This is a genomic window from Pseudobacter sp., from assembly GCF_051955275.1.
Classification (GTDB): domain Bacteria; phylum Bacteroidota; class Bacteroidia; order Chitinophagales; family Chitinophagaceae; genus Pseudobacter.
Genome location: NZ_JBQCGW010000015.1, coordinates 1 through 18,573, shown reverse-complemented (window position 1 = coordinate 18,573; position 18,573 = coordinate 1). Strand labels below are relative to the sequence as shown.

Sequence of the window (18,573 nt, the reverse complement as noted above, 5' to 3'; positions counted from 1 at the left end):
AGCAGATAACAGGAATTTTTAAAAGCATACCTTTGCTTCAGTTTTGGTTAAAGAATAGCTATCCGCCATCACTGGCGGTGCAGTTGTATCCACATTGCAGAGTAGCAGCTTCTGCCAAAGCCCGCCGGAAGTGCTTCCTCACTCCCGGCTTTCTTTTTACAGCAGTGCTGCCGATTAAGGTTTAATGATTACGGATTTGCCGTCCACTGTAGCTTTTATATCGCTATACTGTAGAATATCGAGGAACTGGTTTAGGTTTACGGAGCGGGGTATCGTGCCACTGAACCTGTCGGCAGGAATACCTTTCGGATAAATCACATTTACATTGTACCATCTTTCCATCTGCCGCATCAGCGCAGCTATATCGGTGCTTTTGAAACTGAATAATCCGTTCTTCCAGGCGATCTGCTGCTGCACATCCACCTGTTTCACTTCTATCTTTTTATCATTGCCAGGGTATAACTGAGCTTGCTGTCCCGGATGCAACACCACCTGGTTTGCCGTTTGTGTTTTTCCTTTCAGCACGCGCACGGAGCCATTTACCAGGGTCACATTCACTGCATCTTCATTCTCATAAGCATTGATATTGATACTGGTGCCCAGTACCTGCACCGTTGCATCCGTACTGCGGATAATAAATGGTTTATTAGGGTCCTGTTTTACTTCTACATACACTTCTCCCTTCACTTCAATCTCACGCTCCGCGCCAAAGGTGGCAGGGAAGCGGATGGCGCTCGCTGCATTCAGCCACACCCTGGAACCATCTGACAGCGTGAGCTGGAACTGCCCTCCTTTAGGAGTGGAGAGGGTATGGAATTCAGGCAACCTCTCTTCATTTTTGCCCGAGCGATGCAGATCCGTGTAATCCAGCATGGCATTGCTCCGGGTGATACTGTCGCCCGAACCTGCATCCACCAGTTGATCTCCCTTGTCATCCAGTTTCACCTCACGGCCGTCTCCGAGGATCAGTACCGCCTTGTTGGAACCTGGCTGAATGGGTTGCAGCGCCAGCCTGCCTGTTGCCGCATTATCACCGCTGTTTGTTTTTCCTTTTCCAGGCAACAAGAGGAACCAGGTGCCAGCGCCCAGCAATACCAGCAGGATGGCTGCTGCATACCAGTACCTGCGTGAGCCGGGTTTCCTGATAACCGTATAGCTCTCCGCATTAGGTGTACCGGCCCTGAAGATGGCTTCCAGCATACCTTTGGCGGTGCCTTCGGGAAATGACTTTGCATTCAGGCTGGCCGGTTCAATACTATTGATCCACTGTTTCAGTGTTGCATCATGTACGGGGTCTTTCAGGTATTCGAATAGCAGCGCTTTTTCGGCTGCTGTTGCTTCTCCGCTGAAGAACCTGCTCAATAACCATTCGATCGATGGTGTTTGTTGATCCATAAGGCAAGATGGGTATATGCTAACTGAGCCCTGTGGGAAGATGGTTGGGTTAATGCCTTGGGAAAATTATTTTTCAAGCATCAGCAGGAGAACGATGGCAAACTCGATGCGGGCCTGGCAGTAAGCCTTTACGGAACGCATGGCATGGGCCAGGTGCACTTTCACGGTTTCCGGCGAAAGCCCCATGATCTCGGCTACTTTGCTGCGGGGCAGTTGTTGGTCGCGGTTCAGCATCCAGGCCTGTTTCTGTTGTAGTGGCAGTGCTTCTATGGCATCCCTGATGATGGCGGCAAATTCTTTCTGCTGCAGCAGTTCCTGCAACTGCTGACTAAAAAGCCATTCAGCCTGTGAAGTTTCCTGCAGGATGCTGTTGTAGCGGGCAATATTCTTCAGCGTGCGGAAGGCGCGGTGCCTGATCATGGTAGCCAGGTAGGCTTCCAGGTTATCGATGTCGGAAAGGTCTTCTCTTTTCATCCAGAGCTTGAGGAATACTTCCTGCACGATCTCTTCTGCCAGTACAGCCGACTGAACAAGTGCAAATGCGTGGGAATAAGCCTGATTGCGGAGAAGATGGAAAAGCTGCGTGAATGCCTGCTGGTCTGAACGGGCGGTCAGTTCCAGCAATTGCCTGATATTATATGATGATGCGGCAGCTGTCAAGGGGTTGGCAGGGATTGGTATTGCAATAGTAAAATAAATATTTTGTATATTGATAAGAACCTGATCAACCAACCTTATCAATGAAATTTCTTATCCTTCTCCTCCTGATTACTGGCGGCTGCCAGTCAGCCTTCAGCCAGTCGTTCATCTCAAAATATATACAACTGAAAGCCCAGCAGTTTGAAGAAGACGGCGAGAAGTATATTGGTGTTTGGCCTGCGATTGTTTCGCCGGCGGGGGACAGCGTGGGAATGAAACTTCTGAAGTACCACAGAAGATTTGAATACCTGCTCACTAACAAAACAAGTTTTCAAAGCGGATATGAATCGCTGTATCCGGATACTAATAAAATAAAGGCAAAGTATGCAGACAGCATCAGCCGGAACCCTGTATTCATGAAACATTTTGAGAACATGACCGCCCCTTTTACCGGCAAGCCTTTCATTGTAAATACCTATACCATTAACGAGGTAATGAAAGTGGCATCGCGGTTCTATTATGCAGATGGTGTGCGTGCAGACAGTTCCATCACCTCGCATATCTGCATTACCCTGAACGGGATCAGGGAGGAAGACTGGAAAAAGGACTATACGGAACTGGAGGCCTTTGTATTTGAAGCCATTTTTTCTCCCATCGATAATGGAGAAAGGCAACCTGCCTGTACAGCCATTTTCCGCAGCTACCTCAATGCAGGCCAGAAAAAATTCATGGAAAACTATACCAGTAAAGAAGCATATCTGAAGAATGTGAGGGCTTATGCATTTGAGCAGATGGAGGCAGATACCGGATTGCAACAGCTGCTGACCTGCTATCACCAGAACCATCAGCGTACTTTCAGTTTCCTGATAAAATAAAAGAGGGCAGCTCATACAATGAGCGCCCTCTTCTTTTCGGGTAAGCCTTACAAAAGTTCTTACAGAATAAAATGATTTCCGGGCTTCTGACTTACGCAGAAGGGGTATTCTCTTCCGAGAGCGTTTAGCCTGCTCACCAGTTCTTCACTTGGAGGCGGCACCTTCCTCACTTCGGTTAACCCCGACTGTTGTACCTGTAATGTAACTACAGATTGTTCAGAAATTTGACGATCAACAATTCTCAACGGGGTACTGTCAATGGTAACTGCCAGGCTGTTTGCTTTGTACTTTTTCATGACCCATAAGATTTAACGATGAACGGATTATTTTTCCTTCATTTTCTCAAAAGCAGACAATCGGATGAACATATAGCAATAATCTCATGTTGAACATCTATGGCAGGTGCTGGGATAACACAAAATCGTAGGAGTTGCAGGGTATGAACTTCTATAAAGGTACTGTAAATCCCAACCGATCTGCGCAATTAACCTGAAATTTTACACAAAAAAAATAATCGCCATACATAACGCCCCTGTATGCAATTTTAAAACCACAATTATCCTGATCTTTGTTAGCCCTCTAACTTTCCGCCCTGGTTCTAACTCTGACAAAGATCCCTACCCTTATGACTACCAGATGAGCAGGTTCCCGTGGAAAGGACTCCACACGGCTGTGGAAACCTCTCGACGTTATCGGCACAACCGGCTCTTGCGAACAGGCATAAGTTTTTTCACCCCATCTAAAATTCAGGATCATGAAAAAAAGTACACAGGACAATCCAAATGGCAACACTGCCAGCAACAAAAAGAAAGGGAATGCATCGGAAGAAGAAAAAGAGGACCCAACGCAGGAGCCTGACTCCATTGAATTACCCGATGTGAAAGACATTCCCGGACAGGAGCATATCCGTCCCCCGAAAATGAATGAGTTCCGCGATACCACCATCTCCTCCAGTGATGAGGAAGGTGATGATATTTTTGATGATGACGAGGAGTTGCTGGACGAGGACTCCAATATAACACCGGAGGAGCTGGAACTGCTGGATACGGCGGGAGAATCCGATACGGACGATGAGCGCATGCGCCATACCCGCCTGGATGAAGTGGATGGGGATGGCGATCCTCTCAATGAGGAAGGAGGCCTGGACGGGGACGACCTGGATGTGCCTGGGGCAGAAGAAGATGATGCCGATGAGGCCCTTGGAGAGGAAGATGAAGAGAACAACCAGTATAGTGTGGACAAGGAGAGTGAGGAGGAAGATCCCAATGCCAATTCAAATATCTGATTTGCATGCTCACCCTCATTGAAGTGATTGAAAGACTACTGGTAGCTATGGCCATCGGCCTGGTGCTGGGCATCGAAAGGGAACACCGGGATAAATCGGCCGGGCTTCGTACGCTCACCCTTATCTCCCTGGGCTCCTGCCTGTTCATGATCGTTTCCATCAGTCTGGGCAATGGCACTATCGACAGGATCGCTTCCAATATCGTTACCGGCATCGGTTTCATAGGCGCTGGAGTGATCTTCAAAAGCGACCGCGGCGTGAACGGCATTACCACGGCAGCTACCATTTGGGTTACCGCAGCCGCCGGCATGGCCGTTGGCAGTGGTATGTACCTGGAAGCGCTGGGCGCCACCGCCCTTATATTATTGGTGCTGGCTGGCTTTATAAAAGTAGAGCAATGGATAGAAAGAGTGAACAAGGAGAGGACCTATTTGATCGTCCGGCCCTATGAGCCGGGTATTGTGGCCCATTACGAGGAATTGATGCGGGGCTTTCACCTGAAATTTGAGCTCGAAAAAAGAGTGAAGGTGGATGATCAGATGCAGTGCAGCTGGCGGGTGCAGGGTTCCAAAGTGAACCAGGAAAAGCTGGTGGAAGCCCTGCTGGCCGATCCCAAGATCAGCAAGTTTGAACTTTAAAAACAAAAAACCGCCATCCCTTTCAGGATGGCGGTACTAAGCTTATCATAAGTACGGTACGTTGGGAACTACAAATCTTAGAAATTCCTTACTACGCCAACCTGGAGTTCTTTGGCGCCTGTACCTGCTTTTTGTCCTTTCAGGAAAATAGTATAAACACCGCCCCTCACCAGGTTTGCCTCTGAGGACTCAGCCAGCACTTCTTCAGTACCTGCTTTTTTCACAGAGAGCTTGTAGGTGCCGGGCTCGGATTGTTCAAATGTATTATAGAAGGTCCCTCCAACATTGTCTGCCAGGGAACGGCCTGCATCAACCTTTGTATTTCCGATGTAAAAATCAACTTCGTCCACATCATTGGCCAGGTGCCAGAAACGGTAATTGGCTTTATCATTGCTCACATCGTTCACGTTGTCATAGATCTTTGTTGCCCTTCCGTTTCCTGCCACATCAGAATACAGCAACAGGGTATACGGGCGAAGGGTATCATAGATAGCAGTGGGAACAACAGCCACTATACTGTCTCCACCACCTTTTTTGTAAGAAACCTCAAAAGTTCCGGGTTTCACACCGGCATAAGAACCGGAAACCGCATTGTAACTGATGGAATTGTTGCTCGCTTTCTGAGCATTGAAATAAAGATCTACAGCTGGTGCCGTAGGAGCCATATGCATGAGGTAGAGATAAGTCAGCTTCTCGGGCTCCGTGGTACTTGACTTCAAACAGCCGCTTAATGTAATGGTACTCAATGCCAATACCAATCCCCAGGCCATGATTCGATTCGTTCTTTGCACTTTTTTACTATTTTGATGAGTAAATGAAAAATGAGGGTAACAATATAGAATTATTTGTCCAAAGCAATTAGACAACTTTAAGATCATTACCGTTGCATCCTCATTTTCTGCTATTTACTTCCAAAGCTGCTCCTCATGCGGGCTGCCAGTGTGGGGCCGCTCCAGGTTCCTGGCACAATGATCCTCCTGATAGTGAAGAGGGGATCCTGCTGGTCGCGGGGCGCATACAACTGAAAAGCTGCGATCATGCCGCGCTTCTTCAGTTCTGGAATGGCCTGCGGGTTCCAGAGCCCGAAAGGATAGGCAAAATACTGAATACGCTTTCCGGTGATCTCTTCCAGTTGCTTGGACGGCTTTTCGATCTGGATCTTCCAGTCGTCACCCTGGTATTTTTTCACATTGTGATGGTCCCAGGTATGGGAGCCGATCGCATGGCCTGCATCGGAGAGGGCTTTCACCTGCTCCTTGCTCATATAACGGGGTCTGCCCAGTGAAACGGTCATCACAAAGAATACGCCTTTGAAGTTGTATTTCTCCATAACCGGCCTGGCAAATGTGAACTGGTCAAGGTCCGTATCATCAAAGGTAAGTATTACCGGTTTGGAGGGAAGTGCTTTGCCGGTATTGAGGTATTCATAAAGCTGATCAGGTAAGATGGTATGATAGCCGCTGTCTGCCAGCATCTTCATCTGTGCGCGGAAGGCTTCTTCGGGCACAATATAATCGCGGGCCGATTTGGAATCGGTAGGCTTCCAGTCGCGGATCTGGTGATAACAAAGAATGGGAACCTCCGGGCGGGCCAGGATGGTGGCGGCATCGGCCACTTTGATACTGCCGGGATCTGCAGCCGTGGCTGTTTCCGGGGTCACTGACTCAGTCTTTGTGTTTGAATTGGTGGTAACCGTTGTATCAGGCGCTGCCTTGGCATTGGTGACAGATGCATTGGCATCGGTGCTCAGGTTGCAGGCATACAGCAGGCTGCTGGCTGACAATACGAGGGCTACGGTGCGAAGGATCGCAAAGGGTTGTTGAAGCAGGGTTTTCATAGACATTGATGGTAATAAGAATCAAACTTTTTTGTAAACGGTGCAAGGTATAGTTTTGTTGCGATTCAATACATGATTGTAAAAGATTATTATAAGATCCTGGAGGTAACGCCTGTAGCCACTTTACAGGAAATCAAGAAGTCTTACAGAAGACTGGCCGTTAAGTACCATCCCGACAAAAACGATGGTGATCACCTGGCTGCCGCGCGCTTTGTGGAAGTGCAGGAAGCCTACGATATTCTCAGCGATGCAGAGAAAAGAGAGGAATACAATTACAACCGCTGGTATACCCGCAAGGTAGGGGCAGCTTATACCCAGCGGCCCCTTACGCCCCAGGAACTGCTGGCCGCTTCGCAGCAACTGACGGATTCGGTAGGCAGGATGAATGAGTTCCAGGTGGATTACCGCTCACTCTCCTTCCATATCATACAGCTGCTGGATGAAACCAATATCAATATCCTCCACCAGTTCAACCTCACGGATACCAACCGCCGTATAATAAAGAACCTGCTGCAGGCCGCAGCTCCATTGCCGCTGAAAGATCACAGTCCGGTGCATGAAAAGCTCATGCAGCTGGCCGGTGAAGATCAGGAAATGAAACTGCTTTTGCAGCAGGCGCTTCGTACCAAAGAGCAACGCGATCGCTGGGACCGCTATAAATGGCTGGTGGTGCTGCTGATCATTGCTTTGGTTTGCTGGCTGATGATCATTGCGGCAGACACCTGGTAATTATCAGTTCATGCCAGGTAAAGGAATATCACGCTTCAGCATTTCATTCCTGTTGGCCATTTCCCAGGCAGTATAGAACACAAGCTGGGTACGCTTTGCAAGCAGCTCATAATTGATCTTGTCGGGCGTATCAGTTGGTTTGTGATAATCAGCATGCACACCGTTGAAATAGAAGATCACAGGAACTCCCTTGCGTGCGAAATTGTAATGGTCGCTGCGGTAATAGATACGCTCAGGATCATTAGGCGCATTGAACTTGTAGTCCAGCGCCATCTTCGTATATTTCTTGTTGGCAGCTTCGCTGATGGGGCGCAGATCCGAGCTCAGTTTGTCATCTCCTACCACATAAACATAATTGGCGCTGTCCTTACCCTTGTGCAGGGGATCGATCCTTCCGATCATATCGATATTGAGATCTACCGTGGTCTTCTCCAGGGGGAAGATAGGATGATCGCTGTAGTACTCGGAACCCCAAAGACCTTTCTCTTCACCGGATACGCACATGAACACGATGGTTCTGCGTGGTCCTTTTCCTTCGGCTTTTGCTTTCATGAATGCCTGCGCCATTTCGATGATGGCCACAGTACCTGACCCGTCATCATCCGCGCCATAATTGATCACTCCATCATGCATACCGATATGATCATAGTGAGCGGTAACGAACAGGTATTCGTCTTTTTTATCAGTGCCTTCAATAACGCCCAGCACATTGGTGCTTTCCAGGCGCTCGATGGATTTACTGTTCTGTAAAAGCAGGTCGGCTTTGTATGTTTTCGAAACGGCATTGCCATTTTTTACAGCGGCACTGTCGGCATTGTAAGCGGCTTCGCCCATGATGGCCTTTGCCACTGCACCGGAAATATGGAAAGAGTTCGGTCCTGCTGTGGGCTTGAATGCCTGTGTATACATATAGCCGCCATAATTTCTGCCTGCTCTTACAGCAGGGTTAACATAGAGGACCACGGCAGCACCATGCAGCCGGGCATTCTCAGCAAAGTTTGAACCTGGGGTGCGGCGGCGCCCGCCTCCACCTGTTGCTTTGCCTGGCATTACCAGTACTGCTTTGCCGGCAACATCAAGTCCCTTGTAACTGTCGTGCGTACTGTCTGTGATACCATCGCCCACAAATACTACTTCACTGAGATAGTAAGTGGCTTCACCGGCGTTGGCTGGCATTACTTCACTGAATTCTTTACCATTCACTTCAATGGAGGTCTTGCCATCCTTATCCCTGTAAACAGGAAATGCCTGCTGGTAGCTGGTTCCGTTTCCGGGGGCCAGTCCAAGCGCTTTGAAATGGTCCTGGATATAGGCTGCGGCTTTTCGCTGCCCTTCCGTGGCGGTTTCCCGGCCTTCCATTTCTTTTCCGGCTACGATGTACAGATGCGTTTTGAGTTCTGCAGCAGTAATAGTGGCTGCATACGGTTTTGGATTGGCTGGCTTTTGAGCAAACGCAGCCAATGACATGCCTGTGAAGGCGATGAGTAAGTATGATTTCATTATTCCCAATTTCTAAACGGTAAAATATAAAGGGGTTCAGTAAAACTATCACCTGTTAGGGTGAGTGGCGATATACAGATGTTGAGTGGTTATTCAAATTCACTCAACTCCAGCCATCTCAGTTCTTTTTCATCCAGCAATGCCGTGATCTCACCAATACGCAAGCTCAGTTGCTGCAGTTCATCAAAAGGTACGCTTCCGCTGTTGAGCTTTTCATTCACTGCATCCTTCTCCTGTCCCAGCGCTGCAATTTCCTTTTCCAGTGTTTCAAATTCGCGTTTTTCTTTAAAGGAAAGACGTTTCTTTTCTTCGGGTTTGGCAGCAGGTTTTTCCTGTTTAATCTCTGCTGCTTTGGGGGGAGCTTCTTTCTGCTCTTCTTCTTTTTTGCTCAGGCGGTACTGGCTATAGTTGCCCGGGAAGTCGCGCACCACGCCATCTCCATCGAATACGAACAGGTGGTCTACCAGTCTGTCCATAAAATAACGGTCGTGCGAAACGATCAGCAGACAGCCCTGGAATTCGCTGAGAAAGTTCTCCAGCACTGCCAGCGTGGGCAGGTCCAGGTCGTTGGTAGGCTCATCCAGGATGAGGAAGTTGGGATTGCGGAAGAGGATACTGAGCAGGTGCAGTCTTCTTTTTTCACCACCGCTGAGGCTGGATATATAGGTGTATTGCTGTTCGGGCGGAAAGAGAAAGAGTTGCAGGAACTGTGCGGCGCTCAGGGAGCCGCCACTGGCCAGTGGAAAGCTCTCAGCAATATTCTTCACAAATTCTATCACCCTCATATCTTCCTTGATCACCAGGCCACCCTGAGAGTAGTTGCCGAAAATAACGGTCTCACCAATATTGATCTTGCCACTGTCCGCTTCTTCCAGTCCCTGGAGAATATTGATGAAGGTGGATTTACCCACACCGTTCTTACCAACCACGCCTGCGCGTTCTCCTTTTTTGAAAGTATAATCGAATCCTTTGAGGATCGTTTTTTCTCCGTAGCTCTTGTACACTTTTTTCAGCTCTATCACTTTTCCACCCAGCCTGCTCATTTTCACCTGCAATTGCAGTTGCTGTTCTTCTATGCGCTGCTTGGCTCTTGCCTCCACTTCATAGAAATTATCCTGGCGGCTCTTGGATTTGGTGGTCCGGGCCTTTGGCTGCTTGCGCATCCATTCCAGCTCCTTGCGATAGGTATTTCGGGCTTTGTCGATACTGGCAGCATCGCTTTCCTGACGGGCTGCCTTCTTCTCGATATAATTCTCGTAATCGCCTTTGTACACAAAGAGATCGCTGCGGTCAAGTTCCCAGATCTCTTCCGATACGGCATCCAGGAAGTAGCGGTCGTGGGTCACCAGCAGCAGGGTGATATGCTGCTGGCTGAGGTAATGCTCCAGCCATTCCACCATTTCCACATCCAGGTGGTTGGTAGGTTCGTCCATGATCAGCAGTACGTGCTTGTGCTCAAAACCTATATCGATGAGTGTTTTGGCCAATGCAACTCTTTTCCGTTGGCCGCCGCTAAGAGTGCCTACAGGCTGATTGAGTTGGTGGATATTCAGCTTGCCGAGGATCTGCTTCACTTTGGCATCAAAGTCCCAGGCGCCCATCTCGTCCATTCTGATGATGGCAGCGCTCAGTTTTTCGGGATCGCTTGTTTCGCTGAGGGCTTCGTAATCCTTGATGGCATTGATCACGGGGTGATTGTGATGGAAGATATTATCCAGCACACTCCATCCCTCATGGAATTCGGGTTCCTGCTCAAAGAGTGCAACAGTAACTTCTTTGTTGATCCATACGCTGCCTTCATCGGCCGTTTCGGCCCCGCTGAGAATTCGGAGCAGGGTGCTTTTGCCGCTGCCATTGCGGGCAACCAGTGCGATCTTGTCGCCCTCCTCTATATGAAAAGAAATACCGGAAAACAGTGGCTTGATGCCATATGATTTTGTAAGCCCTTCAACTGAAACGTAATGCATCCCGCAAAGATATCATGTTTTTTTATCGCAATATTGTATTATTGTGTCTCCATTTACCCGTTATGAAAAACCCGTACTCCTCCTCTATTAAACTGGCCGCCATTTTCCTGGTTTTCGGCATCACCTGGATCTTTGCATCCGATCTTCTTTCCCGTAAGTTCACACAGGATGATCTTGAACTGTATTCCATGATACAGCACTCAAAAGGTGTACTGTTCATGATCCTGGCTGCTGTGCTGATCTACTTCGGAAGCCGGCGGATATTCACAGACATAGAGTTCGCGCGCGATAAATGGCTGGAGCAGCGCCTTGAAGCGGAAAGGGAGAAGCACCGGGAAGAACTGGTAACGGCCATCCTCAAGGCACAGGAAGGAGAAAGAAAAAAACTGGGCGAAGAATTACACGACAATATCAACCAGCTCCTGGGTGTGGTGAAATTATATGTGCAGCATGCGCAGGTTAATAAAGGCATGCAGCAGGAACTGCTGGAAAAATCTTCAGACTATATCAAACAGGTGATCGAAGAGATCAGGCACCTCAGCCGTTCTTTACTGCCTCCTGCCCTGCATGAATACGGATTGCTTACCAGCATCGAGCAGTTGGTGAAAGCAATAGAAGTGGTGAATACCCTCCACATTGACCTGCGGATCCAGGGGGTGAAAGAAAATGAATTGTCTGAGCCGGTGCAGCTGATGATCTACCGGATCATCCAGGAACAGCTGAACAATGTGCTCAAACATGCAGAGGCCGATCATATGAAGATCCACCTGGAGCAACAAAAAAAGACGGTTCACCTTACCGTCAGCGATAATGGCAAAGGATTTGATCCGGAACAGATCATACCCGGCATGGGGCTTACCAATATCCGCAGCAGGCTGGAACAGGTGAACGGAAAGATGCTGCTGCATTCCGCGCCGGAAAATGGCTGCTCGCTGGCTGTTTCATTCCATCTTTAATCACAATGATGCAAACCTGGCTGATCATATTCTGGATTGTTTTCGGCTTGCTCCACAGCCTGCTGGCAGCGGAACCGGTGAAAGCATTTTTCAGCCGGCTGATGGGAAAGCAATTCAGGTACTACAGACTTTATTATTCGATACTTAACTTTTTGATCCTGGGCGCCATCCTCCTGTTTCAATTCAGTTACCGGGATCTGCCGCTTTTCAGCTTGCCCGTATTTGTGAAGATCATGGTGCTCCTGCCGCTCATCGGATCACTGCTGATCATGGGCATCTGCATCCGGAAATATTTCTTTCACCTCAGTGGCATCGATGTACTCTTTCCCCAAAAGCTGTCCGGCCAGCAACTGGAAACAGGCGGACTGAACCGCTTTGTCCGTCATCCGCTCTACACGGGCACCATCCTGCTTGTCTGGTGCCTGTTCCTGCTCTTCCCCACTTCCCTGAATGGCATTACGGCTTTTATGATAACATTGTATACCTGTATCGGTACCCTGTTTGAAGAAAAAAAGCTCCGCCGGATCTTCGGCGAAGCTTATATCATTTATCAGCAAAGGGTTCCTATGTTGATCCCGTTTATCTGATCAGGAATTTGAATTGTAAAAAGAAAGCACCTTCTTCAGGTCCTCTTCCGACCTGCACTTCAGCCTCTGTTCCTTGATGTATGATTCCACAACATCCCTTTTGTCTGATAACAGGTTCAGCAGGAAATCTTTTCCTTTCTGCCATTCATGCATCTCGCCATCTTTGAAAACAAAATATTGCTCCACGCCCAGGTATTCCTTTTCCGGCGCGGCACTGCCAAGCGGACGGCTTTCCAGCATCCGCTTTTTGGTGAACACCAGCAACTGTGTTTTGCCATTCAATTGACGCTCGTAAAAAGTGAATGCCGTATGCCTGCCAATGGCAGGATAGCCACTCACAAACTGGTATTCCTTTACACCCGATTCAGCGGAGTCTATGAGCAGTAACTCTTTGATGGCTCCGTCAGGAGCTATCATTTCTTCTTTGTTGCTGGTAAGATAATGAAGGGTATTGTTTACGCAGTTCAGTCTGACGGGAACGTTCTTGAATGTGCGGTTATCCTTCAACGTTACCGATGCGGTTCCCCAGCTTTTGGTAAAGAAGGGAGTGCCTTTGATTGCTGTCTGGTTCCATTCTTCGGTCGCCCGCCTGCCCTGAAGATCGGAAAGATAGATGACCGGGCTTTGTGCATTGGGGTTGAAGTTAGTGGCCTGCCCCTGTGCATGGCTGAACAGATACAGGAAGGTTATGGCCAGAACTGAAAGAAGTAGCCGTTTCATAAAAAGGTATATAAGGTTTGCTTCGCACCTTAATTTACGAAATCCCTGCTGCATTAAGCGGATTGATTTGCCGGAGCGTCGCTTTTTGCATCCAGCCTGTAGCACCATCGGAATAACTTACCCTGAAAATCAAAGGGTGTGGTGGCCCTGGTGATATCGCGGATAGCATCGGTCTGAATATTTTCCCTGTCCAGTTCAAAACGCCTGTAATTGGTGCTGAAGTAAATGACGCCACCGGGTGAGAGTGCTTTCAGCACTTTGTTCAGCAGCACGGCATGATCTTCCTGGATATCGAGAAAGTCTTTCATACGCTTGCTGTTGCTGAATGTAGGCGGGTCCATGATCACCAGGTCAAAAGAATCCGGCGCCAGTGTATCCAGGTATTGCAGCACATCTGCGTGCAGGAAATGATGTTTTTGGGGATCGAAGAAATTATTCAGCACCATATTGTCTTCTGCCCATTTGATATAGGTTTTGGAAAGATCAACAGAAGTAACGGAAGCTGCATTACCAGCGGCGGCATATACGGAGAAAGAGCCGGTATAACAGAAAAGGTTGAGCACGCGCTTGCCGGCGGCAGCATCGCGGACCATACCGCGTGTGATGCGGTGATCCAGGAATAGACCCGTGTCAAGATAATCGGAGAGGTTCACTTTGAAACTGAGACCGGCTTCCTGCACATTGAAGAAAGCATCGGTTGTATCTACCCGTTGGTACTGCCCCAGCCTGCCTGCCTTGCGCTGACGCTGTTTGATGAACACATTGTCTGATGGCAGTTCCAGGATCTCACTGATGATCACAATGCAGTCTTCCAGCCATTGTTCGTGTTCTTCTTCTGTAAGACCATGCCTTCGCTTGTATTCCGCCAGGTAAATGTAATTGTCGTAGATCTCGATGCAGAAAGGAAATTCAGGCAGGTCGTGATCATACACCCTGTAACAGGTGATGTTCTGACGACGTGCCTGTTTGTGAATATGTTTGTACACTTTCACCAGCCTGTTGCGGAACATGTTGAACTTTTCCGTGTTCATGCCGCAAAAGTAGGGAAAGCTTATCCAAATACTTTTTTCAAAGTTTCGGTTACGCGGGCGGCTGGGTCCTTACGGATCTTCTGCTCTTCCTGGGCTACCTGGAAGAAGAGGCCGTTGAGAGCGCGATCGGTAACATAACCGGAGAGATCTGTATTGACTTTTTTAGCCAGTGGTATTTTATTGTAAGCTTCAAAAACACTCTTCCAGTGTTTGGTGGCGCCTGTTTTCTGCAGGGCGCTGTCGATGGCAGGAGTAAAAGCACTGGTGAGGCTGGCGAGAGTTTTACCCTTGAGGTAGCTGGTTGCTGCCGTATCACTGCCACGGAGGATACCCAGGGCATCCTGGAAGCTCATGCCTTTAACGGCATCCAGGAAAATAGGGGCGGCAGATTTGGCGGCATCTTCTGCTGCCCTGTTCATACTGAGGATGGCGTCATCCACCAGTTTGCCCATGCCCATACTGCGAAGCGTGGATTCCACTTTCTGTGCCTCGGGTGGCATCAGTACCTTGATGGCAGCATTGGCAAAAAAGCCATCCACTGCAGATAATTTATTGGCGCCGTTGGTAGCACCGAGGCTCAGCGCCTCTTTGAGACCGGACACGATTTCTTCCGTAGATAAACCGCTGCCGGATTTTGATTTTCCTAAAAGATCGTTTGCTTTCCTGAGCAGCCCACCCTGGGCGAAACTACCAATGGAAGCGAACAGCACGAGGGGTAAGAGGATACGTTTCATAGCAGGAACATTTGCGGCTAAAATAACGCGGGTACTGAGAAAAAGTTGTTAAAGGATCATTTATTTATCCACGAAAAACCGGGTGATTTAGGCATATGGTTGAACACATGCAGCACATTATCAGGGGGTATGGTAAGTTTTCGCCTGGCCACATCTATCCAGGCCCCGTCTACGGTGAGCACCGCCGAGAGTGTATCTCCGTTCTTCCAGATATTGTGGCGGATACTCCAGCGGCTCTGGTCTTCACGGGCAGCCAGCAGTTCCACATCGATGGTGACCTTATCCCCCATCCTGATCTCGCGTTTGAACACGCATTCTTCCCTGAACAGTACCGGCCCGATCTGGTTGGCTGCCATCACGGCTGAGGTAAGCCCATTTTCTTCGAGGAAACTGATGCGCGCAAAAGCGCCGTAATCATAATATACAGAATGGCGGAGATGAAAATTGGGATCGAGGTCTGACCAACGGACCTCTACAGGTTTGAGGAAGGCACTCATGCGTATTTGTTTATTCAACAAATATGGCTATTTTTCCTGAAGCAACCTTTTTTGCAAATGCAACGCCTTATTGCTCTCCTTTGTTTATGTTGTTTCCTTGCCATTCAGTATGGCAGGATCATGAGCTATTGGGAATGCCGCCTGCGGGCCGCATATGCTGCTGCAAAATGTGATTGCGAAAAGATCATTACTGAGAACGGAACAGACAAAGGCCATATCAGTACGGCCTTTACCGTAAAAGGGGTTTCGGAAGAAATGTATGATCACTCATTTTGCAGCTTGCCTGAACAACCGGCACCAGCTCCCGGAAGCCTCATTATTCCCATCCACAGTACGCCCCTCCCCGATGCATATGCGAAGGGAATATTTCAGCCGCCAAGGATTTGATGCAAATAGCGGAGTGCCGCAGTTGCTCGCGTCCCCGCGAGTGACGGATATGCCGTCGCCTCCGGCGACACGGTGCCCGCCAGAGGCGAGCGAGTGCTCCCCGCGTAAATGTTACAACCTGCTATTTAATCATTTCAATCTCATTATCATGAGAATATATATTCTATTGTCTGCTATCAGCCTGCTGATAATCACATCAGCATGTCAACATAATATCAATTCAGCTTCACTGTCAGGGCCGGTGAACCAACTGGTACGGGATGCAAAGGGAGATCCTGACCTTTATGGACAGAGCACGGAAGAAGGCATGAAACAACCGCCCTTCGGTACCTGGTACATTACTAACTATAACGGGTATACGCCTGACAGCAATATCGTCACACAACTCCGGACGGAGCTGCGTGGCAAAACCATCGAAATATTCATGGGCACCTGGTGCGGCGACAGTAAAAGAGAAGTGCCACGGATGCTGAAAGTGCTGCACGAATGTGGTGTGCCGCCTGCCGCCATCCATATCATCAACGTGGGTAAATCTGAACATGATTACAAGCAGAGCCCCACGCATGAGGAACGTGGTAAGAATATCCACCGTGTGCCTACGCTGATCATGTATCAGCATGGAAAGGAGATCAACCGGCTGGTGGAAACCCCTCTTCAATCTATTGAGAAAGACCTGCTGCAGATAGCCAGAAAGGAAGCCTATGTTCCCAAATACCTGGGGGCCGCCTGGTTGTTGCAATGGTACAGTCAACCCGGCTGGACAAACCATGTGCATGATTCCACGCAGCTGGTTGCCGATCTGAAAAAGATGGTGCTGAACCTGGGTGAGCTGGATGGACTGGGCAGGGTTCAGTTAAGTTTGCAAGAAATTAACAAGGCCCTCTTCACCCTAAAATTGAATACCATGCTTTTTCCTGAGGAAGGATATGTTCTGCGGAGTTTCTCCAAAGCCTTACTGCGTAAGGGTGACACTGTTCAGGCCCGCCTTTACCTGGAAAAGGCGGCGCTGTACCCGGGTCAATGAACTTTCCTTTATATTTGAACCCTTAAAACAACATTTGAATGAAAAGATCGATCCTGTTTACAGCAATCTGCTGTGTGGCTCTCGGAGCTGTTGCGCAAACGAAGAAACCAGTTGCTGCAAAGCCGGCCACTAAAACTGCATCCAAACCCGTGGCTAAACCTGTTGCAAAACCAGCAACTGCCGTTGCACTCAAAAACGCAACTGATTCTTTCAGCTATGCTATCGGCCTTAGCCTCGCCAGCTTCTACAAGCAGCAAGGCATCACAGATATCAACAACCAGATGGTAACAAAGGCTATTGCCGATCAGAAATCCGGCAAGCCCCTGATGAACGATATGCAGATGCAGATGTGCATCATGAACCATATGCAGGCTATCAAGGCTAAATCTTCTGGCCCCAACAAGAAAGCCGGAGAAGAGTTCCTGGCAGCCAACAAAAAAAGGCCAGGCGTTAAAACAACCGCCAGCGGTTTGCAATATGAAGTGATCGACGAAGGCTCAGGCCCCATCCCCACTGCTGCTGATGAAGTAAGAGTGCATTATGCTGGTACACTCATCGATGGCAAGGAATTCGACAGCTCTATCAAAAGAGGCGAGCCCATCACTTTTGCCGTAACAGGAGTAATTGCCGGCTGGACGGAAGCCCTGCAACTCATGCCCCAGGGCAGCAAGTGGAAACTGTTCATCCCTTCAGAACTGGCTTATGGCGATAATGGCGCCGGCCCCGATATCAAACCCGGCTCTGCATTGATCTTTGAAGTGTCACTGCTGGAAGTGATCAAAAAGTAAGCGATTCAGTAACAATATTAAAAGGGATATCGCCATTACCCGGGGCGCGAGCGACCGGACACAGCGAAAATATTTGGGGCTAATCTTTTTGGGTCAGCCCCAAATATCCCTCACTCGCCGGAGGCGAGCGAAGGAGCACCCTGCTTCTTTCTGATCAATTCAACAATACCTTCATTGCTGATGATCATCATACCATGCCTGTCTGCCGTTACTCCCTCCTCAAGCCTGTATGTATACCGCGGCAACTGGCCCTCCATGATGGTAGGAAGATATACGAACTGTAAATTGTTACAACGTTGTTTCAGAGGTGCCGCCACTTCAATGATATGGGTGGAAATGATAAAACAGCATTTCCTGTAGGCAGCAAATCCTTCCGTTACTGCCAGCGTTGCATCATAAGCGTCTTTTACATTAGTGCCTTTGAACAGTTCATCAAAGATGACCACCATGCTTTTTCCGGAACTGACCGTCTCTGCCACCATCTTCACCCGCCGCACTTCCGCATAAAAATGACTGAATCCCTGCTGTAGATCATCAGGCACATTGATGGAAGTATAGATGCCGTCCCTCACTGAAAACTCCATCGACCTTGCAGCTACGGGAAATCCAAGATGAGCCAGGAAAACAGCCACAGCAAATGCTTTCATGAAGGTAGACTTACCAGCCATATTTGCGCCGGTCAGGAACAGCACGTTATTGTCCTGTTTCATCACAACCCCATTACCGGTTGCTCTTTTGATACCCGGATGCCTGCAATCATCGATCTGAATGAGATTTTCATCTTTTGGTAACGCTTTCGCATAAACGAAATTATTTTCCTTTGCAGTAGTAGACACCGCAATACAGCAATCGAGCAGGTACAGGGCCTGCAATACTTTACCCATCTTCTCCCGGTTATGAAAACGCAACTGGTTATCATAACGGATCAGATTCCTCAGGGGCAGCTGCTTTTTACCGTCAACTTTTTTCAGCCATTCCAGTTCC

At 48.7% G+C, this 18,573-nt stretch carries 22 protein-coding genes; 10 read left to right on the top strand and 12 right to left on the bottom strand.

Translation table 11 applies throughout. The features are described from left to right. A partial coding sequence (locus tag ACTHMC_RS01960) for a hypothetical protein (protein ID WP_440410356.1) occupies positions 1-185 on the top strand: 185 nt, incomplete at its 5' end. Here ACTHMC_RS01960 and ACTHMC_RS01955 read toward each other — a convergent pair. Further along, positions 175-1,395, bottom strand: coding sequence for a FecR family protein (locus tag ACTHMC_RS01955; RefSeq protein WP_440410354.1), 1,221 nt, complete (start codon positions 1,393-1,395; stop codon positions 175-177). The genes ACTHMC_RS01960 and ACTHMC_RS01955 overlap by 11 nt on opposite strands. 66 nt (positions 1,396-1,461) lie before the next feature. After that, the gene (locus tag ACTHMC_RS01950; RefSeq protein ID WP_440410352.1) at positions 1,462-2,055 is read right to left on the bottom strand and encodes an RNA polymerase sigma factor; all 594 of its coding nucleotides are present in this window, start codon (positions 2,053-2,055) and stop codon (positions 1,462-1,464) included. A gap of 80 nt (positions 2,056-2,135) precedes the next feature. On the opposite strand from ACTHMC_RS01950, the gene ACTHMC_RS01945 reads away from it, so the two are divergent. Further along, on the top strand, positions 2,136-2,909 hold the full coding sequence (locus ACTHMC_RS01945) for a hypothetical protein (RefSeq protein ID WP_440410350.1): 774 nt from the start codon (positions 2,136-2,138) through the stop codon (positions 2,907-2,909). A 59-nt stretch (positions 2,910-2,968) separates the two neighbouring features. Here the strand turns inward: ACTHMC_RS01945 and ACTHMC_RS01940 are convergent, their stop codons facing one another. Continuing rightward, positions 2,969-3,205, bottom strand: coding sequence for a hypothetical protein (locus ACTHMC_RS01940; RefSeq protein ID WP_440410349.1), 237 nt, complete (start codon positions 3,203-3,205; stop codon positions 2,969-2,971). A 458-nt stretch (positions 3,206-3,663) separates the two neighbouring features. Here ACTHMC_RS01940 and ACTHMC_RS01935 point away from each other — a divergent pair, with 458 nt between their 5' ends. Together ACTHMC_RS01935 and ACTHMC_RS01930 are read left to right on the top strand one after the other, a co-directional pair. Then, positions 3,664-4,194 carry a hypothetical protein gene (locus ACTHMC_RS01935; RefSeq protein ID WP_440410348.1) on the top strand — a complete coding sequence of 177 codons (531 nt, stop codon included), beginning with the start codon at positions 3,664-3,666 and terminating at the stop codon, positions 4,192-4,194. A 5-nt stretch (positions 4,195-4,199) separates the two neighbouring features. Further along, on the top strand, positions 4,200-4,832 hold the full coding sequence (locus ACTHMC_RS01930) for an MgtC/SapB family protein (protein ID WP_440410346.1): 633 nt from the start codon (positions 4,200-4,202) through the stop codon (positions 4,830-4,832). A 77-nt stretch (positions 4,833-4,909) separates the two neighbouring features. Here the strand turns inward: ACTHMC_RS01930 and ACTHMC_RS01925 are convergent, their stop codons facing one another. After that, on the bottom strand, positions 4,910-5,623 hold the full coding sequence (locus ACTHMC_RS01925; RefSeq protein WP_440410344.1) for a DUF4397 domain-containing protein: 714 nt from the start codon (positions 5,621-5,623) through the stop codon (positions 4,910-4,912). A gap of 110 nt (positions 5,624-5,733) precedes the next feature. Then, positions 5,734-6,669, bottom strand: a complete 936-nt coding sequence (locus ACTHMC_RS01920; RefSeq protein ID WP_440410343.1) for a polysaccharide deacetylase family protein — start codon at positions 6,667-6,669, stop codon at positions 5,734-5,736. Positions 6,670-6,741: 72 nt separating this feature from the next. On the opposite strand from ACTHMC_RS01920, the gene ACTHMC_RS01915 reads away from it, so the two are divergent. Continuing rightward, a complete protein-coding gene (locus tag ACTHMC_RS01915; protein ID WP_440410341.1) occupies positions 6,742-7,398 on the top strand; it encodes a J domain-containing protein in 657 nt (218 codons plus the stop codon). A 3-nt stretch (positions 7,399-7,401) separates the two neighbouring features. On the opposite strand, the gene ACTHMC_RS01910 is transcribed toward ACTHMC_RS01915, so the two are convergent. Both ACTHMC_RS01910 and ACTHMC_RS01905 read right to left on the bottom strand, forming a co-directional pair. Further along, positions 7,402-8,898, bottom strand: a complete 1,497-nt coding sequence (locus tag ACTHMC_RS01910; RefSeq protein ID WP_440410339.1) for a M28 family peptidase — start codon at positions 8,896-8,898, stop codon at positions 7,402-7,404. An 89-nt stretch (positions 8,899-8,987) separates the two neighbouring features. Next, on the bottom strand, positions 8,988-10,865 hold the full coding sequence (locus ACTHMC_RS01905; protein WP_440410337.1) for an ABC-F family ATP-binding cassette domain-containing protein: 1,878 nt from the start codon (positions 10,863-10,865) through the stop codon (positions 8,988-8,990). A 62-nt stretch (positions 10,866-10,927) separates the two neighbouring features. Here ACTHMC_RS01905 and ACTHMC_RS01900 point away from each other — a divergent pair, with 62 nt between their 5' ends. Together ACTHMC_RS01900 and ACTHMC_RS01895 are read left to right on the top strand one after the other, a co-directional pair. Then, complete coding sequence (locus ACTHMC_RS01900; protein WP_440410335.1) at positions 10,928-11,821, top strand: sensor histidine kinase; 894 nt, start codon at positions 10,928-10,930, stop codon at positions 11,819-11,821. A 5-nt stretch (positions 11,822-11,826) separates the two neighbouring features. After that, entirely contained in the window at positions 11,827-12,408 is a 582-nt protein-coding gene (locus ACTHMC_RS01895; protein WP_440410333.1) for a methyltransferase family protein, read from the top strand. On the opposite strand, the gene ACTHMC_RS01890 is transcribed toward ACTHMC_RS01895, so the two are convergent. Genes ACTHMC_RS01890 through ACTHMC_RS01875 form a run of 4 tightly spaced genes read right to left on the bottom strand, consistent with a single transcriptional unit; the run spans position 12,409 to position 15,390 of the window. Then, positions 12,409-13,128 carry a hypothetical protein gene (locus tag ACTHMC_RS01890; protein ID WP_440410332.1) on the bottom strand — a complete coding sequence of 240 codons (720 nt, stop codon included), beginning with the start codon at positions 13,126-13,128 and terminating at the stop codon, positions 12,409-12,411. A gap of 53 nt (positions 13,129-13,181) precedes the next feature. Then, entirely contained in the window at positions 13,182-14,159 is a 978-nt protein-coding gene (locus ACTHMC_RS01885) for a class I SAM-dependent methyltransferase (RefSeq protein WP_440410331.1), read from the bottom strand. Between the two features lie 20 nt (positions 14,160-14,179). After that, on the bottom strand, positions 14,180-14,893 hold the full coding sequence (locus tag ACTHMC_RS01880) for a DUF4197 domain-containing protein (RefSeq protein ID WP_440410330.1): 714 nt from the start codon (positions 14,891-14,893) through the stop codon (positions 14,180-14,182). A gap of 56 nt (positions 14,894-14,949) precedes the next feature. After that, positions 14,950-15,390: an acyl-CoA thioesterase gene (locus tag ACTHMC_RS01875; protein ID WP_440410329.1), complete on the bottom strand. Its 441-nt coding sequence runs from the start codon at positions 15,388-15,390 to the stop codon at positions 14,950-14,952. A 57-nt stretch (positions 15,391-15,447) separates the two neighbouring features. Here ACTHMC_RS01875 and ACTHMC_RS01870 point away from each other — a divergent pair, with 57 nt between their 5' ends. The 3 genes from ACTHMC_RS01870 to ACTHMC_RS01860 all read left to right on the top strand — a co-directional run bounded on the left by ACTHMC_RS01870 (position 15,448) and on the right by ACTHMC_RS01860 (position 17,589). Beyond that, positions 15,448-15,777, top strand: coding sequence for a hypothetical protein (locus ACTHMC_RS01870; protein ID WP_440410328.1), 330 nt, complete (start codon positions 15,448-15,450; stop codon positions 15,775-15,777). Between the two features lie 148 nt (positions 15,778-15,925). Then, positions 15,926-16,801, top strand: a complete 876-nt coding sequence (locus ACTHMC_RS01865; protein WP_440410327.1) for a hypothetical protein — start codon at positions 15,926-15,928, stop codon at positions 16,799-16,801. A gap of 38 nt (positions 16,802-16,839) precedes the next feature. Further along, a complete protein-coding gene (locus tag ACTHMC_RS01860) occupies positions 16,840-17,589 on the top strand; it encodes an FKBP-type peptidyl-prolyl cis-trans isomerase (RefSeq protein WP_440410326.1) in 750 nt (249 codons plus the stop codon). A gap of 110 nt (positions 17,590-17,699) precedes the next feature. On the opposite strand, the gene ACTHMC_RS01855 is transcribed toward ACTHMC_RS01860, so the two are convergent. Next, positions 17,700-18,573 (bottom strand): MutS-related protein (locus tag ACTHMC_RS01855; protein WP_440410325.1); only part of this gene is annotated, 874 nt, incomplete at its 5' end.

Excerpts from the sequence above, each read along its gene's own strand:
- ACTHMC_RS01900 (WP_440410335.1), top strand. The coding sequence starts at position 10,928 with ATGAAAAACCCGTACTCCTCCTCTATTAAACTGGCCGCCATTTTCCTG.
- ACTHMC_RS01890 (WP_440410332.1), bottom strand. The coding sequence starts at position 13,128 with ATGAAACGGCTACTTCTTTCAGTTCTGGCCATAACCTTCCTGTATCTG.
- ACTHMC_RS01935 (WP_440410348.1), top strand. The coding sequence starts at position 3,664 with ATGAAAAAAAGTACACAGGACAATCCAAATGGCAACACTGCCAGCAAC.
- ACTHMC_RS01910 (WP_440410339.1), bottom strand. The coding sequence starts at position 8,898 with ATGAAATCATACTTACTCATCGCCTTCACAGGCATGTCATTGGCTGCG.
- ACTHMC_RS01945 (WP_440410350.1), top strand. The coding sequence starts at position 2,136 with ATGAAATTTCTTATCCTTCTCCTCCTGATTACTGGCGGCTGCCAGTCA.
- ACTHMC_RS01920 (WP_440410343.1), bottom strand. The coding sequence starts at position 6,669 with ATGAAAACCCTGCTTCAACAACCCTTTGCGATCCTTCGCACCGTAGCC.
- ACTHMC_RS01885 (WP_440410331.1), bottom strand. The coding sequence starts at position 14,159 with ATGAACACGGAAAAGTTCAACATGTTCCGCAACAGGCTGGTGAAAGTG.
- ACTHMC_RS01905 (WP_440410337.1), bottom strand. The coding sequence starts at position 10,865 with ATGCATTACGTTTCAGTTGAAGGGCTTACAAAATCATATGGCATCAAG.
- ACTHMC_RS01875 (WP_440410329.1), bottom strand. The coding sequence starts at position 15,390 with ATGAGTGCCTTCCTCAAACCTGTAGAGGTCCGTTGGTCAGACCTCGAT.
- ACTHMC_RS01870 (WP_440410328.1), top strand. The coding sequence starts at position 15,448 with ATGCAACGCCTTATTGCTCTCCTTTGTTTATGTTGTTTCCTTGCCATT.
- ACTHMC_RS01860 (WP_440410326.1), top strand. The coding sequence starts at position 16,840 with ATGAAAAGATCGATCCTGTTTACAGCAATCTGCTGTGTGGCTCTCGGA.
- ACTHMC_RS01915 (WP_440410341.1), top strand. The coding sequence starts at position 6,742 with ATGATTGTAAAAGATTATTATAAGATCCTGGAGGTAACGCCTGTAGCC.
- ACTHMC_RS01940 (WP_440410349.1), bottom strand. The coding sequence starts at position 3,205 with ATGAAAAAGTACAAAGCAAACAGCCTGGCAGTTACCATTGACAGTACC.
- ACTHMC_RS01955 (WP_440410354.1), bottom strand. The coding sequence starts at position 1,395 with ATGGATCAACAAACACCATCGATCGAATGGTTATTGAGCAGGTTCTTC.
- ACTHMC_RS01930 (WP_440410346.1), top strand. The coding sequence starts at position 4,200 with ATGCTCACCCTCATTGAAGTGATTGAAAGACTACTGGTAGCTATGGCC.
- ACTHMC_RS01895 (WP_440410333.1), top strand. The coding sequence starts at position 11,827 with ATGATGCAAACCTGGCTGATCATATTCTGGATTGTTTTCGGCTTGCTC.
- ACTHMC_RS01880 (WP_440410330.1), bottom strand. The coding sequence starts at position 14,893 with ATGAAACGTATCCTCTTACCCCTCGTGCTGTTCGCTTCCATTGGTAGT.
- ACTHMC_RS01865 (WP_440410327.1), top strand. The coding sequence starts at position 15,926 with ATGAGAATATATATTCTATTGTCTGCTATCAGCCTGCTGATAATCACA.